Origin of the sequence: Leptolyngbya sp. KIOST-1, assembly GCF_000763385.1 — a bacterium.
Taxonomy (GTDB): Bacteria; Cyanobacteriota; Cyanobacteriia; order Phormidesmidales; family Phormidesmidaceae; genus Nodosilinea.
In genome coordinates this window covers 1,596,170-1,610,994 of sequence record NZ_JQFA01000002.1, presented here as the reverse complement: position 1 = coordinate 1,610,994, position 14,825 = coordinate 1,596,170, and the positions used below count along the sequence as shown (strand labels likewise).

The following is a 14,825-nucleotide window of genomic DNA, read 5'->3' as shown; positions in this document are numbered from 1 at the left end:
CATTCTACCTATCAACGCCTAGCAGACCAGTGCCACGGGAAGACCTGCGGCGGCAGTTTGAAACCGGAGAACTCCAGGGGCTAGTCGCCATCCGCTGCCTGGATGAAGGGGTTGATATCCCCGCTACTCAGACGGCGGTGATCATGGCCAGCAGCGGCAACCCGCGCCAGTTTGTGCAGCGGCGGGGCCGGGTGCTGCGGCGTGCCCCCGGCAAAGATCGGGCGACCCTTTTTGACATGATCGTCGTGCCCCCGGCCCTGGAGGGCGAGTCGCTGGCGGTGGAGCGCTTAGATACCACTCAAAAGCGTAAACGCTGTGAAAAAAACTCCCCTCTCTACAATGCCTTGAACGCCTGGCTGGGTCAATCAGTGCCTTGGGCACATCGAGCCCATTTGACGACCTGCCTCTGGATGGTGGTGGCCCTGCTCCAACGAGGAGAGGTCAGCCTGACGCGGTGGTTACCCTATGTGCCGTGTCGAGGGGTGCAGGCGCAAAGCAAACAACGCCGTTTGAGCCGCTGGTTACACAATAGTCGTCTGAACGTCCACCGCTTGTACCAACCGTTGATCCAGGCGGCGTTAGCCGATTGGGGTGAGGTGAACTCGGGGTGCGCAGGCGAGCCATCGGGGTGCCGGTTCGGTCGTTAAAGCACTTGCTGCAACCCTTACAGCGATAGCGCTGAAGCACAGTGCCGTCCGAAAGCGACTCTCGCCCGTTTTTCACGACTTGTTGGCTTTGGCAGTAAGGACAATCCATCATGCTGAAGTAGTTACACTACAGTCATTCTACCTATCAACGCCTAGCAGACCAGTGCCAAGCACGCTGATTATGTGATTAAAAGATATAGCTTGATTCCATCAGGCGGAAATTGGGAAAACATTAAAGACGCAATGACAAATTATGCAAATATTTCTAAAACACATAGTAATATTTACAGGCGACTGATTTGGGATGAACCTTCCATAACTATTGGACATTATCGGAAGAGTATGCTCATTCACCCAGAACAAAATCGTGGTCTTTCTTGGAGAGAAGCGGCAAGACTTCAATCTTTTCCAGATTGGGTTCGTTTTGCTGGAAATCCTGACAAGAGTAAGTGGGAACAAGGGATTGTTCACAAACAGCAACAGCTGGCTAATGCGGTCTGTCCTCTTTTAACAAAAGCAGTCGCCGAATTTATTTTGAAAATTTGAGTTAGCCAAAGAAAGTCATTGTAAACAAATGCAGTCAAAAAAAACAGGTTGGCTCCGTTACTGGATTGGCCATTGGCTCCGTTCTTTTTCCCGTGCGGCATTCACTCAATCCTTATCGCTAGCCGATCTAAATCCACCATACTTCGTTGGCGAGGCGGGCATTTCCACAGATAGTTCCCGTTTTAGTCCTAAATACAGTCCCAGCTAACGAGTTCTTTAGTTTTCAGCAAAAACTTTACCTGCCGTAGAGCCGCCAGGCAATCACCCAACCTGAATCTTGAGATAGCCGCGCCACAGAGATACTACAGAGCTAAGTGCTCAGCCCATCAGACTCCATTTCCCGCTTGATATCTTCCCAAAGCTCCGGCCTAGTGTTACTAAGGGCATCTGTGCTTGCAATGAGCAGAGACAGAAACACCAAAAGCTACACTGCCTCAAGCCGCTGGTAGATTTCCTCGGCCAGAGCCCTTGTCCTGTAAGCTTAGGGACTTTCCTCAACCGAGGTGTACCTCATAAGTTCAAGAACCGTTTTATACTTCCCGTTCTATTCTTAGGTACAGCCCAGAACGACGAAAACGAAACTTGACCTAGCTGCAGAGCCATAGGCCCTTAGAAATATCAGGAGCTCTATTAAATTTAACGAATCATCTGCAAACAATCCGTGGTATATCTCCGTTTATACGGACTACCGCTTCTTTTGGGTCAATACTAGGGGCAATAAAAGAGTATGCTCTAGCGTCTTCTTGTAATTGTCGTTTATGTGCCTTAGGTAAGCTACCCAGCTTTTTCAACCATTTCTCAGCTTCTGGGCCTTCAATAGGAATAACCCAACTTTCCATCGTTAGACCATCAATGAGTTCTTGTTGAAGCGCACAGGGTCCGTGTTTAGTCAAAAAGGCTGCAATTAGCAATCGCTCCAGATACTCAAATTGTCTGCGATCTTCAGTGTAGTTGTCCATGATCTCACTACGGAAATAGTAGCCTTCAACCCCCTCTACAAAGCTCATATTGGTCTTTAAAGCAGAGCCATCTCAAAGCAATCAGTGACCAATGATTTTTGAGCAGACCTAGTTCAAGTCCAAGAATGACCAATTTACGATAAGCATCTGTTTGGGGGAGCTAGTAGTCATATTCTTTTGAGTTCGAGAGATTTTCGGTCAGCTTGATCAATAGTATTGGTACAAGCCATGAGATAAAACAAAAACTTCTGGAGATCGGCTTCACAAACATCCAGGTAAGTTTGGTTAGCGACGGTAGTTGCCCTCGTAGCACAAGGTCCTTTATGAACTGTATAGACCGTGGACCCATCGAACTCAGCAGGACATCATCGCGCCCCACCTGGATGAGCCCCAGCGCATGGCCTTGAAAGTGCTGAACTGCTGTAGTGAGTTAGAGGGGCAGAGTGTGGGGGCGATCGCCAGCCTGGCAGAGCTGCATCAGGAATCGACTCGGGCGATCTTGAAGTCTCTAGAAGGAAAGATGGTGGCCGCTGAAGTGACGGCTATGGGGAAGTTGTGGAAGCTTAAACAATAAATCTTGGTTAAGAAAAGGTTGCTCAAATCCTGATTCTAATCAAGCCGTTATGCTTACAGCATTTTTCACTCTAATGAGGCACAATCTATGCTTCTTGAATCTGCTTGATATAACAGTATGAGACCTTATTCGCTAGCCTTCCGTCGAAAGATTATCAAGGCCTATGAAGACGAAGCTATTTTGCAAAGAAAATTAGCAAAGCGATTTAGTGTCGCACCTAGTTTGATTCAAAAACTGCTTAAGCAGTATCGAGAAACAGCTTCAGTGTCACCTAAGGTGAGCACTCAGCAGACTACTCCTAAGCTGAATAGTGAGCATCTTGCTATACTCCATCGTTTGGTCGAAGAATAGAATGATGCCACTCTAGAAGAACTGCGAGATCTATTAGCTGCCGAAGCAGGTGTTAACGTCAATCGCTCAACAGTTGATAGAGCCTTGGGTAAATTAGATCTGACATTAAAAAAAGACGTTCCATGCCGACGAAAAGGAAAGTGAGCGTGTCTTGCTCAAACGTGTAGTATTTTGGCAGATGCTTCAAGGCATTCTGGCTCAAAACCTTATCTTTCTTGATGAGTCTGGCGTCAATCTGGCCTTAACCCGATTGAATGCTCGCTCTACCAAAGGTAGTCGAGCCCATGGAAAACGTCCTCAAAAGCGGGGTAAGAACGTTTCCATTATTGGAGCGATAGGCTTAAAAGGAGTTGTAGCTAGTGCAAACATTATGGGAGCCGTTGATGGTTTGACATTTGAAGCTTTTATTTTCCAGAGATTAGTGCCACAGCTATGGGAGGGAGCTTGCGTTATTATGGATAGCTGCTCAATTCATCTAGGAAAAGAGATTGATAAGTTGATTGGCCAGGTTGGTGCGAGGCTCATTTATTTGCCACCCTACTCTCCTGAATTTTCCCTAGCCGAAAATTTCTGGTCAAAGGTTAAGTCCATATTATGTTCACTCGAAGCGAGGACTTATTCTGACTTAGAAAAAGCACTTAAAGAAGCGTTTGAACAGGTCTCTCTAGAAGATATCGAAAATTGGTTTACTAATTGCTGCTACTGTACCTCACCAGGCTGAGAAGGGCTATAAAGGCTCAAAAAACAGAATAGCTAGTCGGTCTGATTGTCCTTTGATCGCCGTGGGATGGCTAACCAAAAGGCTTTCTGTCAAAAGAGGATCGGGGCTCGGGCGGGCGAGCTTCGTACTGAATCAAACGGCGAATGGTGGTTTCGGGCACCCGCAGTCGCTGGGCCATTGCGGCCTCAATGGCTGCTGGGGTCTGTTCCGGCAGGTAAAAGTCGAGGGTGCGGGGCACCGGTTCAACAACGATCACCTCTACCCGAGTGAAGGGGCGATCGCCCCTGAGGGTCGCCCGAATGCTCAAAATGCCGTCGGTCTGGGCCGCGTTGGGCACCAGCACCAGGGGCTCGACCGCGCGCCCCGCCACGCCCAGGTAGTGCCGAGTCCAGGCCCAGCCCCCCAGACCCAGGCCACCGCCCAGCAGCGCCAGGGGTAGCCACAGGCCAATGCCAGAGCGGTTGATCAGGTATTGGAAAGGGAGCATGGCGGCGGACTAAGCGAGGGGAGCGTACTTTATTTTAGTTTGGCGTTGAACGGGGCCGCTTAACCTGGCCGGTTGCCTTGCCATCATCTAGCCGTCCACTTTAGTACACTGGGAACAGTTCCCTTTTTCTGGCCAGGTGATGAGAATTTTGTTGGCCGAAGACAACCCCGACCAGCTGGAGCCGATGCAGACGGCCCTGGAGCAGCAAAACCACATTGTCGATGCGGCCGCCGATGGCACCACCGCCGACTGGCTCTGCGGCACCAACACCTATGACCTGCTGATCCTGGACTGGATGCTGCCGGGCCTGAGCGGACTCGATCTCTGCCGTCGCTACCGGCAGAGGGGGGGCAAGGCTCCGGTGCTGATGCTAACGGCCCGGGGCAGTCTCAAAGACCGGGTGACGGGCCTAGATACCGGGGCCGATGACTACCTGGTGAAACCCGTGAGCCTGGTGGAACTGCTGGCCCGGGTGCGGGCATTGGGTCGCCGATCGCCCCAGTGGCAGGGGGAGGTGCTGACCCTGGGCGATCTGCATCTCCATCTAGACCGTCTGGAGATCGAGCGGGGTAGTCAGCGGGTCAAGCTCTCGAAGCGGGAGTTTCAGCTGCTGGAGTACTTGCTGCGCCACCCCCATCAGGTGCTCACCCATGCCCAGCTTGAGCAGGCCCTTTGGGCGGTGGGGGCTGAGCCGGAGAGCAACGCCCTGTCTAAACTGGTGCGACGGCTGCGGCGACGCCTGGAGAGCCTGGGGGTGGACGGCTGGCTGGAGACGGTCTACGGCATGGGCTACCGCCTCAGCGTGCCCGAACTCTGTCGCTAGGCTGACCCATGTTCACCCGGAGCCGTCAGCAGTTGACCCAGTGGCTCATGCTGGCCATGGGCAGTGTGTTTGTGGTGTTTGGTGGCCTGCTGTACGTGCTGGAGGTGGAGCGCGAGCTGTACAAGCTCGATCGGCGTCTGTACCGGGAGGCAGAACTGCTGGTCAGCGGCGGCGGCAGCCAATCCCTGCCTGACCCTCACTACCCGGTGCAGTTTGAGGTGACTACGGTCCCCCTGTTGGGGGGGAGCACCCTGACCATTACCTCCGACCTGGTCTATGCCCGCTGGTACGACTCCAACAACCATTTGCTGATGTATTTTGGCCCGTTGGGGGGCGATCGCCAGGTGCAGCCTGGTTACCAAACCCAGACCCTGGACGGTCAGCGCCTGCGACAGATGACCGTCCCCATCGAGTCGGAGGATCAGGTGCTGGGGCACCTGCAGCTGGCCGTGCCGCTGGCCCCCGCCGAGGCCGCGCTGGCTCAAATTCGCCTGTTTTTGTGCGTCGGGCTGCCGGTCGGGGTGGGGCTGATGGGGCTGATGGGCTGGTGGTTTGCGGGCCAGGTGATGCGGCCCATTCAAACTGCCTACCGACGACTAGAACAGTTCAGCGCCGACGCCAGCCATGAGCTGAGGTCGCCCGTGGCCTCGATTCTCAGCCAGGCGGAGCTGGGGCTGATGGCCGACAACCCCCAAAACCAGACCTTGCGGCTGCGGCGCATTGCCGAGTTGGCCCAGTCCATGGGGCGGCTGATCAACAGTTTGATGCTGCTGGTGTCGGCCGATCAGCCCTCCACCGAGCAGCCGTTCAACCTCACCGAGCTGCTCCAGAGTCTGGCCCTGGAGCTGGAGGCCGAGGCCGAGGCCAAAGCCCTGCGGTGGGATCTGGACCTGCCCGCCGCCGCGATCTGGGTCAAAGGTGAAGCGGACCTGCTGCGTCAGGCGATCACCAACCTGCTCAGCAATGCCTGCCGCTACACCCCGGCGGGGGGGGAGGTGTGGCTGGCGCTCAGCAGCCAGGCCGAAACGGCCAACATTGTGGTCCGCGACAGTGGCATTGGCATTCCGGCCGCTGACTTGCCCCACGTGTTTGACCGCTTCTACCGAGTGGATGCGGCGCGATCGCGGGAAACCGGCGGCTTTGGGCTGGGGCTGGCGATCGCCCAGCAGATTGTCCAGGCCCACGGTGGCAAGATTCAGGTCACCAGCACCGAGCACCAGGGGTCTACCTTTACCATTGTGCTGCCGCTGGCGGGGGCGCGGTTGAACCCCCAGCGCCAGCGCTCCCGCCCCCGGTCTCTGCGGACAAAATCGGCAGCCACTCATCTGCTGGAATGATTGCTGGGGATTTTTGAAAAATTAATTTCTTCAGCTTTTTAGAAGCACGCCTTTTAGACGCACACCTTAGCAGCGGCAAAACGGGTTCTAAACCTATTAACCAGCGCTTAATCCTGAGGCCTTAGTGTGATTAGGTGTTGATGCAAGCGTTGATCTAAGTAGACAATCCACGGATTGTTTTCAGCGGCTGCGGCGTCGAATCGCTGTCCACGGTGGGGAACGTAAAAATGATGACAGGGGTATGCCAAAGGCAGTCAACCAAGGACTGGTAAAGACCAGATTAAAATTTGGTTAACCTTCCGATGGTCATGATTTTGGCCGGGCTGGCAGGCTAGATTTTGTCCTTTTTTTGTCCTTTTTTTGTGTAATTCTCACAGCGGACGTGACTCGGCGGCTCAAACCTAAATTGATAACTTTTTCACCGGATAGTGTGATAGTTTCTTGGTTGGGCGCTCCACTGCAAATCTAAATGTTTCAAATGTTTCAGGTTTAGTTTCGGGTAATGCTTGCAGCCTAATTCAGAGGTCTGTTTTTATCTGATTCTGTAGTCGTTCTAAAAGAAAGTTGGACTTGTTTGCCATGATGTTTAATCGCAAAGCGTTCAATCGCAAAGCACTGCTGGCGGCATCCCTGCCTGTGATTCTGGGTGTGGCGGCCTGCGGAGGCGACACAACCACCGCCGGTGACCCCGACGCTCCCCCGGTAACCGCTGGCGGTGGCACCGGCAACACCATTGCCATCAGCGGCGCCGGTGCTACCTTCCCAGCGCCCATCTTCCAGCGCTGGTTTGACGCCTATAACCGCGAAGTCAACCCCGACGTGCAGGTCAGCTATCAGTCCGTGGGCAGTGGTGCCGGTCTGGAGCAGTACATTGCGGGCACCGTAGACTTTGGTGCGTCCGAGGCTCCCATCACCGAGTCCGAAGACCGGATGAAGTCCTTCCAGGATGCCTATCCCTTCGAGCCGATTCAGCTGCCCATCGTCGGTGGCCACGTGTCCTGGTCCTACAACCTGCCGGGTATCGAAGACCGGGAACTGAGGCTCAGCCGCGAGGTGTACTGCGGCATCGCCACTGGGGAGATCACCCAGTGGAGCGACCCTGCAATCGCCGAGGTCAACCCCGATCTCGATCTTCCTGACCTGCCCATCACCTTTGCCCACCGTTCCGACGGTTCGGGTACCACCTTTGTGTTTGTCAACCACCTCGACACGGTTTGCGACAACTGGCAGGCGGGCGTTGGCACCTCCGTGGACTGGCCGGTGGGCATTGGTGGCCAGGGCAACGAGGGCGTAGCCGCCACCATTCAGCAAAATGAAGGGGCGATCGGCTATCTGTCCTACGCCTATGCCGCCCTCAACGACATTTCCTCCGCCGTGATCGAAAACCAGGCCGGCAACTTTGTGGAGCCTACTCCCGAAAACGCCGCTAACGCCCTGCTCGACGCGGAAGTGCCCGACGACTTTGCCCTGCTGGTGCCTGACCCTGCCGGCGAAGACGCCTACCCCATTGTGGGTCTGGTCTGGGTAATGATCTACCAGGAGTACGAAGATGATGCCCGCTGGCAGGCCATGCGCGACGTGTTCGAGTGGGCGCTGGGGCCCGACGGTCGGGCTCTGACCGAGGAGCTGCTGTTTGTGCCTCTGCCCGATCCCCTGGTACAAAGGGTTCAAGAAGTGTTTGATACCGTCAACGCGGGTTAAACCCTGGCTAAGGCTGCGGTGGGCATGTCAGGAGCTTGTGGCGGCATTCCCACCGCAGCCAGACTCGGTAAAGTCTCCCGGAACTGAAACTTACAGCAACTCACTGGAGTTAAGGAATTGTCATGGCCCTGGCTGAACAATCAACAGGCTTTACTAAGCGCAGTCTCGAAAAGCGCACCAGCACGGCTCGGGTTTTAGATGTGGGCTTTTGGGGGTTTACCCTCACGCTGGCCATTGGGGCTGGGGCGGTACTGTTCTGGATTATTATGCAGACGGCGGTTTCGGCCTGGCCTGCTATCCAGCAGTTTGGCCTCGGCTTTATTGTCGGCACTACCTGGAACCCGGTCACCAACATCTACGGGGTGCTGCCAATGATCTACGGCACCCTGGTGACCTCCTTTATCGCTTTGCTGATTGCTGTACCCCTGGGCATAGGGGTGGCGATTTTCTTGACTGAGGGGTTTGCGCCCAAGTGGGTGACTACCCCCATTGCCTTTGCCATCGAGCTGATTGTGGCGATTCCCAGTGTGGTTCTGGGCATCTGGGGCATTTTCGTCCTGATTCCGTTTATCCGGCCCATTTTCAGAGCTATAAACGCCTATCTGGGCTGGATTCCTATTTTTGGCGGCCCCAACCCCCGCGGCAACAGCCTGCTGCTGGTGGGGTTGGTGCTGGCCATCATGATTGTGCCGATTATTATTTCCATCACCCGGGGCACCTTTGAAGTTCTGCCACGGGAGTTGCGCAACGGCTCCCTGGCCCTGGGGGCGACGCGGTGGGAGACTATTCTGCGGGTGCTGATTCCGGCTGGGCTGTCTGGCATCATCAGTTCGGTAATGCTGGCCATGGGGCGAGCCCTGGGCGAAACGATGGTGGCGGCTATGCTGGTGGGCAACGCCAACCGCATCGATATTTCCTGGCTACAGCCCGGCTCGACCATTACCGCTCTGATTGCGTCTCAGTTTGGAGAGGCGGGGCGGACCCAGGTGTCGGCGCTGATGTACGCCGGTCTGGTGCTGATGGTGTTGGCCCTGGTGGTCAATATTTTGGCGGAGCTAATTATTCGCAAATTCCAGAACATCGAGTAGATCGCCGCTGAGACCGATGGGGCAGCAGTAAGTAACCTGGCTGTCCACCCTTTCGATCCCATCCAGACAGTTAGCCAAGGCAAAGAGACGCTATGGATACCGCAGACATTAGGGCTGATGTGGCCTACGGAACCGATGACTTTGACATGACTGGCCAGGCGCTGGCCACCCACCGCCGAATTTTGGGTAAGGGGCTGACGGTGCTGACCATGGTGTTTGCCGCAGCGGTGGTGGTGCCCTTGCTCTGGGTGCTGCTCAGCGTCTTTCAGAAGGGGGTCGATGCGTTTGTCTTCCCCGATCTGTTTACCCGGCTGCCGCCCCCGCCGGGTCTGTCGGAGGGTGGGGTAGGCCATGCCATTATCGGTTCACTGATGACCCTTGGCATTGGCACGGCCATTTCGGTGCCCTTCGGTGTTTTGGCTGCGGTCTACCTGGCCGAGTTTGGGCGCGGTACCCGGCTGGCCTACCTGGTGAAATTTTCCTGCAACGTGCTAACCGGGGTGCCCGCCATTCTCATGGGGCTGTTTGCCTACAACATCATCGTCCGGCCGATGGGGTCCTTTTCGGCTTTTTCGGGCGGGGTGGCCCTGTCGGTGCTGATGTTGCCCATCATTATTCGCTCCACGGAGGAGGCGTTGCTGCTGGTGCCCAATGAAATGCGCCTGGCCTCTACGGGGATTGGCGCTACGCGGTTTCAAACCGTGACTCAGATTGTTTTGCCTGCGGCGGTTACGGCCATTATTACCGGCATTGTGCTGGGGGTGGCACGGGCCGCTGGGGAGGCGGCACCCCTGCTGTTCACCGCCTTTAACAACAACTTCTGGGCCACCAGTATCTGGCAACCGGTGTCGACCCTGCCGGTGCTGATCTACTTCTTCTCCATCATTCCCTACAAAGCTTCCCAGCAGCTGGCCTGGGCTGCGGCCCTGGTGCTGCTGGCCATCGTGCTGACCTTCAGCATTGCCGCCCGCTACCTGAGCCGCAAGCAGAAGTTCTAGACCCCCGCCCCGTTCGGTGTCCTGCTGCTTTAGTGGGGCACAATACGGTAGCTTTTTGCAAATTCTCGCTAGCCTTCTCCCCCCTTAACTCGCACTAACCCTGGAGACACCATGTACGATACGAGCGCCACAGCTGTGGATACCCGGCGCACCTTTGAGGTGAGAAACCTATCGGTTTACTACGGTGGCACCGTAGCCCTGCGGGACGTCACTCTGGATATTCTAGAGGGCAAGATCACGGCGTTTATCGGCCCTTCGGGCTGTGGCAAAAGCACCCTGCTGCGCTGCTTTAACCGCACCAATGATCTCATTCCAGGGGCTGGGGTGAAGGGCCATCTCACCTACAAGGGCAAGGGCCTCTACGATGACTCTGTTGACCCGGTGGTGGTGCGCCGCCGCGTTGGCATGGTGTTTCAACAGCCCAACCCCTTTCCCAAGTCGATCTACGACAACGTGGCGTTTGGTCTGCGGGTGAATGGCTTTAAGGGCAATCTGGACGAGGTGGTGGAGACCTCCCTGCGTAAGGCGGTTCTGTGGGATGAGGTGAAAGACAAGCTCAAGGATTTGGGCACGTCGCTGTCCGGGGGGCAGCAGCAGCGCTTGTGCATTGCCCGCGCCATTGCCATTAGCCCAGACGTGCTGCTGATGGATGAGCCTTGCTCGGCCCTCGACCCGATCTCCACCCTGCGTATTGAGGAGTTGATGAACGAACTCAAGCGGGAGTTCACCATCATCATCGTCACCCACAACATGCAGCAGGCCTCGCGGGTGGCCGACTACACGGCGTTCTTCAATGCCGAGGCCCTGGAGGGGGGCAAGCGGGTGGGCTACCTGGTGGAGGTGGACAGAACCGAGACTATTTTCTCGAACCCCCAGGACCAGCGCACCCGGGATTACGTCAGCGGTAAGTTTGGCTAGGGGATACCCCCAGGGGGGTGGCTTTAGCGCACAATAGGAGCTATTCCACTTCCCCTCGGCCATGGTTCAAAATCTCAAATTTGACGCGGTCAGCGATCGCCTGCCTCCCCAAAACATTGAGGCTGAGGAAGCCATTTTGGGGGGGATTTTGCTCGACCCGGAGGCGATCGGTCGGGTGATGGAGATTCTCACCCCCGACGCTTTTTACATCGGTGCCCACCGGGACATCTACAAGGGGGCACTGGCCCTCCACGCCAAGGGGCAGCCCGCCGACCTGATGACGATCGCCGTGTGGCTGAAGGACAACGGCAAGCTGGAGCAGGTGGGGGGCCAAACCCGCCTGGCCCAGCTGGTCGATCGCACTATCAGCGCCGCCAACATCGACCAGTACGCCACCCTGGTGATGGACAAGTACACCCGTCGCCTGCTGATCCAGTCGGGGGGCGACATTGCCCAACTGGGCTACGACACCACCCTGCCCCTGGAGAATGTGCTGGACCAGGCGGAGCAGCGGCTGTTTGGCATCACCCAGGCCCGGCCCCAGGGGGGGCTGACGGCCACCTCCGATATTTTGATCGAGACGTTTTCGGAGATCGAGCAGCGGTCCCTCGGCGTCGTCCTGCCCGGCATCCCCTGCGGCTTCTACGACCTGGACGCCATGACCCAGGGTTTTCAGCGCTCAGACTTGATTATTGCCGCTGCGAGACCGTCAATGGGCAAGACTAGCTTCGTGCTCAATATAGCTCGCAATATCGCGGCTTTGCAAAAGCTTCCTGTAGCTATTTATAGCTTAGAAATGTCGAAGGTGCAGCTGGTCTATCGCCTGCTCTCCAGTGAAGTGGAGATGGAGAGCAGCCGCCTGCGCACGGGCCGCATCGCCCAGAACGAGTGGGAAAAGCTGGGCCACGCCATCAGCGTGCTATCCCAGATGCCAATTTTTATTGACGACACCCCCAACATCTCTGTCACCGAAATTCGCTCCCGCTGTCGACGTCTCCAGGCGGAGCAGGGTGGGGCCCTGGGGCTAATCTTGATCGACTACCTGCAACTGATGGAGGGCGGCGGCGACAACCGGGTGCAGGAATTGTCGAAAATGACGCGATCGCTCAAGGGTCTGGCCCGGGAATTGAACGTACCGATCATCGCCCTGTCGCAGCTCAGCCGTGGCGTCGAGTCGCGCACCAACAAGCGCCCGATGATGAGCGATCTACGTGAGAGTGGTGCGATCGAGCAGGACGCAGACCTGATCATGATGCTCTACCGCGAAGAGTATTATGACCCCGACACCCCCGATCGCGGCATTGCCGAGATCATCCTCACCAAGCACCGCAACGGGCCTACGGGCACCGTCAAGCTGCTGTTCGAGCCGCAGTTTACCCGCTTCCGCAACCTGGCCACACCGGGCATGTAGGGGGCCTGACTTAGGGTTCACGGTTCACGGTAAGCGGTTTAAGGAGAGCCATGTACAGCTTACCGTAGACCGTCAATCCGGTTAACCCGCCGCATCTAACTTGACTGCCTACTGGGGCCGCACTGCGATCGCCTCACTCAACCGCACCCAATTTCTGCTGGCTAAAAACAACTAGTTGGTTATATAGTAAATATAGCGGCCCCGCCGTTCCCCCTTCCCCAGGAGTTTATCGCCGTGGATCACGACCTCATCTTTCGCCAACTCTTCGATGCCGACTCGTCCACCTACACCTACCTGCTGGCCGACCCGACCTCTAGGCAGGCCGTGCTGATCGACCCGGTGTTTGAGCAGCACCAGCGCGATCGCGCCCTGATCGAAGAGCTCGGCCTGACGCTGGTGGCCACCCTCGACACCCACTGCCATGCTGACCACGTGACCGGTGCGTGGCTGATGCAGCAGGCGCTGGGTTCAAAAATTGGCATTTCGGGGCGCTACGGCGATATGGTGCAGGGGGCCGACTATTTGCTCGATCACGGGGATGTAGTGAAGTTTGCCCAGCGCAGTCTCGAAGTTCGCGCCACCCCCGGCCACACCGACGGCTGCATTACCTATGTGCTCGACGACCACTCCATGGCCTTTACCGGCGACTGTCTGCTGATTCGCGGTGCGGGTCGCTGCGACTTTCAGCAGGGCAACGCCCACACCATGTACGCTTCCATCACCGAGCAGATCTTTAGCCTGCCTGACGACTGCATCATCTGGCCGGCCCACGACTACAGCGGTCGCACGTCATCTAGCGTAGCTGAAGAAAAGGCCTACAACCCCCGCATTGGGGGCCAAGCCGACGAAATTGACTTCGTAGGCTACATGGAAAACCTGGGCCTGCCCCACCCCAAAAAAATCGACATCGCCATTCCGGCCAACTGCGTTTGCGGCAAACCGGAGGATGGCAAAATGCCCGCCGTGGCCGAGTGGGGGCCAGTGCGCCTTACCTACGGCGGCGTCAAAGAGATAGATCCCCAGTGGGTGGCCGAAAACTTAGGCAAAGTAAACGTGCTCGACGTGCGCGGCCAGGATGAGTTTAACGCCGAGCTAGGCCACATTGCGGGGGCTCAGCTGCTGCCGCTAGGTGAGCTAGAGGGGCGAGTGGATGAGATTTCTGCAGGGCAGCCGGTGGTGGCGGTATGCAAATCGGGACGGCGATCGGCCCAAGCTACCGTGATTCTTAAAAAGCAGGGGCTAAAAGAGGTGGCCAGCCTGCGCGGCGGCATGCTGAGGTGGAATGCCGCCCACCTGCCCGTAGAGAAAGCTTAGCGACGACCAAGTTTGCATCGATGGACTCAACTCCGAACCAGGGCACCGTCTAGGCGGTGCCTTTTTTTACGGGAGCTGGTCGGGGTCAATGCCCTGGGCGCGGAGTAGGGCGGCTAGGCGATCGGCCCGTTGACGCTCAACTTCAGCCCGCTGACGCTCGACTTCAGCCCGCTGGCGCTCGGTTTCGGCCTGTTCTGAACTCCAGAGCAGCAGGTTGCCGTCGGCATCCCACCAGCGCAGCCAGTTGAGAGTTTGGGCTAGGCGTTCGCCGTACCAGATCCCTAAAAATAGCTCCAGGGGCTCAATCCAGAAGCGTCCTGCAGCATCGGGTTGTTGAATTTCATAGCGCCCGTTTTGCAGGTGACGCACTTCTAATTTGGCCCTTTGAGGGGCGTAGATAACGTAGGTGGGCACCTGCAAAATGTGTTCGTAGAAGTAAAGCTTGCCGTAGGGTGCAATCGATCGAATGGATAGCTCACCGTTATCATCGGCAGAGAGGAATTCCATCACGACAGCTACCGCATCGCCTTCTAGCTGGGGAGTGTAGCTGCGGCGTACGACATCCTCAGGAATTGGATTCACCCGTGGCACGTAGAACCAGTCAGGCGCTTTGACGATGGTTTCGTCATCGACCCCGGCAACTAGGCCAAAGTTGGAGCCGATCAACATTTCAGGCCGAATGCGTTGGGCTGCGCCGAGGGCATCGGTGAGGGCGGCGGCCAAGGGCGGCTGATGAATGTTTTCCACTGGGTCGTCGATCAGTTGGAAGTCGTCGGGCAATGGTGGCCAGGTGATCGTCGGGCCAGTACGGGGCTGAGCTTGAACCATGGCAAGCTTGTCCTGGGCAAGGGAAGGGACAGTGCGATCGCTGATTCTATCCTAATCTCTGGCTCAATTAGACCTGGCTAGAACTCTAAAAACTTAAGCCAGCGCCCGTTCCCTGAGCGGAG

General features: G+C 56.6%; 14 protein-coding genes and 2 pseudogenes. 12 read left to right on the top strand and 4 right to left on the bottom strand.

What is annotated here, in order from left to right; genetic code table 11:
- Positions 1 to 29: 29 nt before the first annotated feature.
- Positions 30 to 647, top strand: coding sequence for a helicase-related protein (locus NF78_RS32900; protein ID WP_035985501.1), 618 nt, complete (start codon positions 30 to 32; stop codon positions 645 to 647).
- On the opposite strand, the pseudogene NF78_RS32305 reads toward NF78_RS32900, so the two are convergent.
- Positions 598 to 756, bottom strand: a pseudogene (locus NF78_RS32305) (transposase); the annotation flags it as partial. The gene NF78_RS32900 and the pseudogene NF78_RS32305 sit on opposite strands and share 50 nt — an antisense overlap.
- Before the next feature lie 74 nt (positions 757 to 830).
- Here NF78_RS32305 and NF78_RS29155 point away from each other — a divergent pair.
- Complete coding sequence (locus NF78_RS29155; RefSeq protein WP_156119684.1) at positions 831 to 1,193, top strand: DNA cytosine methyltransferase; 363 nt, start codon at positions 831 to 833, stop codon at positions 1,191 to 1,193.
- Between the two features lie 644 nt (positions 1,194 to 1,837).
- Here the strand turns inward: NF78_RS29155 and NF78_RS30925 are convergent.
- Positions 1,838 to 2,200 (bottom strand): hypothetical protein, encoded by a 363-nt coding sequence (locus tag NF78_RS30925; protein ID WP_156119683.1) that lies wholly within the window; start codon positions 2,198 to 2,200, stop codon positions 1,838 to 1,840.
- A 349-nt stretch (positions 2,201 to 2,549) separates the two neighbouring features.
- On the opposite strand from NF78_RS30925, the gene NF78_RS30920 reads away from it, so the two are divergent.
- Both NF78_RS30920 and NF78_RS30340 read left to right on the top strand, forming a co-directional pair.
- The gene (locus tag NF78_RS30920) at positions 2,550 to 2,726 is read left to right on the top strand and encodes a hypothetical protein (protein ID WP_156119682.1); all 177 of its coding nucleotides are present in this window, start codon (positions 2,550 to 2,552) and stop codon (positions 2,724 to 2,726) included.
- Between the two features lie 117 nt (positions 2,727 to 2,843).
- Positions 2,844 to 3,798, top strand: a pseudogene (locus tag NF78_RS30340) (IS630 family transposase).
- 70 nt (positions 3,799 to 3,868) lie between these two features.
- Here NF78_RS30340 and NF78_RS07075 read toward each other — a convergent pair.
- On the bottom strand, positions 3,869 to 4,285 hold the full coding sequence (locus tag NF78_RS07075; RefSeq protein WP_035985499.1) for a hypothetical protein: 417 nt from the start codon (positions 4,283 to 4,285) through the stop codon (positions 3,869 to 3,871).
- Positions 4,286 to 4,424: 139 nt separating this feature from the next.
- Here NF78_RS07075 and rppA point away from each other — a divergent pair, with 139 nt between their 5' ends.
- The 8 genes from rppA to NF78_RS07035 all read left to right on the top strand — a co-directional run bounded on the left by rppA (position 4,425) and on the right by NF78_RS07035 (position 13,875).
- The gene (rppA, locus tag NF78_RS07070) at positions 4,425 to 5,108 is read left to right on the top strand and encodes a two-component system response regulator RppA (protein ID WP_035985498.1); all 684 of its coding nucleotides are present in this window, start codon (positions 4,425 to 4,427) and stop codon (positions 5,106 to 5,108) included.
- A gap of 8 nt (positions 5,109 to 5,116) precedes the next feature.
- Positions 5,117 to 6,445, top strand: coding sequence for a sensor histidine kinase (locus NF78_RS07065; protein ID WP_052049931.1), 1,329 nt, complete (start codon positions 5,117 to 5,119; stop codon positions 6,443 to 6,445).
- A gap of 579 nt (positions 6,446 to 7,024) precedes the next feature.
- Positions 7,025 to 8,146 carry a phosphate ABC transporter substrate-binding protein PstS gene (gene pstS, locus NF78_RS07060; RefSeq protein WP_263970559.1) on the top strand — a complete coding sequence of 374 codons (1,122 nt, stop codon included), beginning with the start codon at positions 7,025 to 7,027 and terminating at the stop codon, positions 8,144 to 8,146.
- A 122-nt stretch (positions 8,147 to 8,268) separates the two neighbouring features.
- A complete protein-coding gene (gene pstC, locus NF78_RS07055; protein WP_035985497.1) occupies positions 8,269 to 9,234 on the top strand; it encodes a phosphate ABC transporter permease subunit PstC in 966 nt (321 codons plus the stop codon).
- Positions 9,235 to 9,326: 92 nt separating this feature from the next.
- Positions 9,327 to 10,232, top strand: coding sequence for a phosphate ABC transporter permease PstA (gene pstA / locus NF78_RS07050; RefSeq protein ID WP_052049930.1), 906 nt, complete (start codon positions 9,327 to 9,329; stop codon positions 10,230 to 10,232).
- Positions 10,233 to 10,343: 111 nt separating this feature from the next.
- The gene (gene pstB, locus NF78_RS07045) at positions 10,344 to 11,150 is read left to right on the top strand and encodes a phosphate ABC transporter ATP-binding protein PstB (RefSeq protein ID WP_035985496.1); all 807 of its coding nucleotides are present in this window, start codon (positions 10,344 to 10,346) and stop codon (positions 11,148 to 11,150) included.
- A 61-nt stretch (positions 11,151 to 11,211) separates the two neighbouring features.
- On the top strand, positions 11,212 to 12,561 hold the full coding sequence (gene dnaB, locus NF78_RS07040; RefSeq protein WP_035985495.1) for a replicative DNA helicase: 1,350 nt from the start codon (positions 11,212 to 11,214) through the stop codon (positions 12,559 to 12,561).
- Positions 12,562 to 12,795: 234 nt separating this feature from the next.
- Positions 12,796 to 13,875: a rhodanese-like domain-containing protein gene (locus NF78_RS07035; RefSeq protein WP_035985494.1), complete on the top strand. Its 1,080-nt coding sequence runs from the start codon at positions 12,796 to 12,798 to the stop codon at positions 13,873 to 13,875.
- 66 nt (positions 13,876 to 13,941) lie between these two features.
- Here the strand turns inward: NF78_RS07035 and NF78_RS07030 are convergent, their stop codons facing one another.
- Positions 13,942 to 14,703 (bottom strand): Uma2 family endonuclease, encoded by a 762-nt coding sequence (locus tag NF78_RS07030; protein ID WP_035985493.1) that lies wholly within the window; start codon positions 14,701 to 14,703, stop codon positions 13,942 to 13,944.
- Between the last annotated feature and the right edge of the window lie 122 nt (positions 14,704 to 14,825).

What these genes read in the sequence shown, in the direction of transcription:
- NF78_RS30925 (WP_156119683.1), bottom strand. Translation starts at nt 2,200, where the DNA reads ATGAGCTTTGTAGAGGGGGTTGAAGGCTACTATTTCCGTAGTGAGATC.
- NF78_RS30920 (WP_156119682.1), top strand. Translation starts at nt 2,550, where the DNA reads ATGGCCTTGAAAGTGCTGAACTGCTGTAGTGAGTTAGAGGGGCAGAGT.
- NF78_RS07075 (WP_035985499.1), bottom strand. Translation starts at nt 4,285, where the DNA reads ATGCTCCCTTTCCAATACCTGATCAACCGCTCTGGCATTGGCCTGTGG.
- rppA (WP_035985498.1), top strand. Translation starts at nt 4,425, where the DNA reads ATGAGAATTTTGTTGGCCGAAGACAACCCCGACCAGCTGGAGCCGATG.
- NF78_RS07065 (WP_052049931.1), top strand. Translation starts at nt 5,117, where the DNA reads ATGTTCACCCGGAGCCGTCAGCAGTTGACCCAGTGGCTCATGCTGGCC.
- pstS (WP_263970559.1), top strand. Translation starts at nt 7,025, where the DNA reads ATGATGTTTAATCGCAAAGCGTTCAATCGCAAAGCACTGCTGGCGGCA.
- pstC (WP_035985497.1), top strand. Translation starts at nt 8,269, where the DNA reads ATGGCCCTGGCTGAACAATCAACAGGCTTTACTAAGCGCAGTCTCGAA.
- pstA (WP_052049930.1), top strand. Translation starts at nt 9,327, where the DNA reads ATGGATACCGCAGACATTAGGGCTGATGTGGCCTACGGAACCGATGAC.
- pstB (WP_035985496.1), top strand. Translation starts at nt 10,344, where the DNA reads ATGTACGATACGAGCGCCACAGCTGTGGATACCCGGCGCACCTTTGAG.
- dnaB (WP_035985495.1), top strand. Translation starts at nt 11,212, where the DNA reads ATGGTTCAAAATCTCAAATTTGACGCGGTCAGCGATCGCCTGCCTCCC.
- NF78_RS07030 (WP_035985493.1), bottom strand. Translation starts at nt 14,703, where the DNA reads ATGGTTCAAGCTCAGCCCCGTACTGGCCCGACGATCACCTGGCCACCA.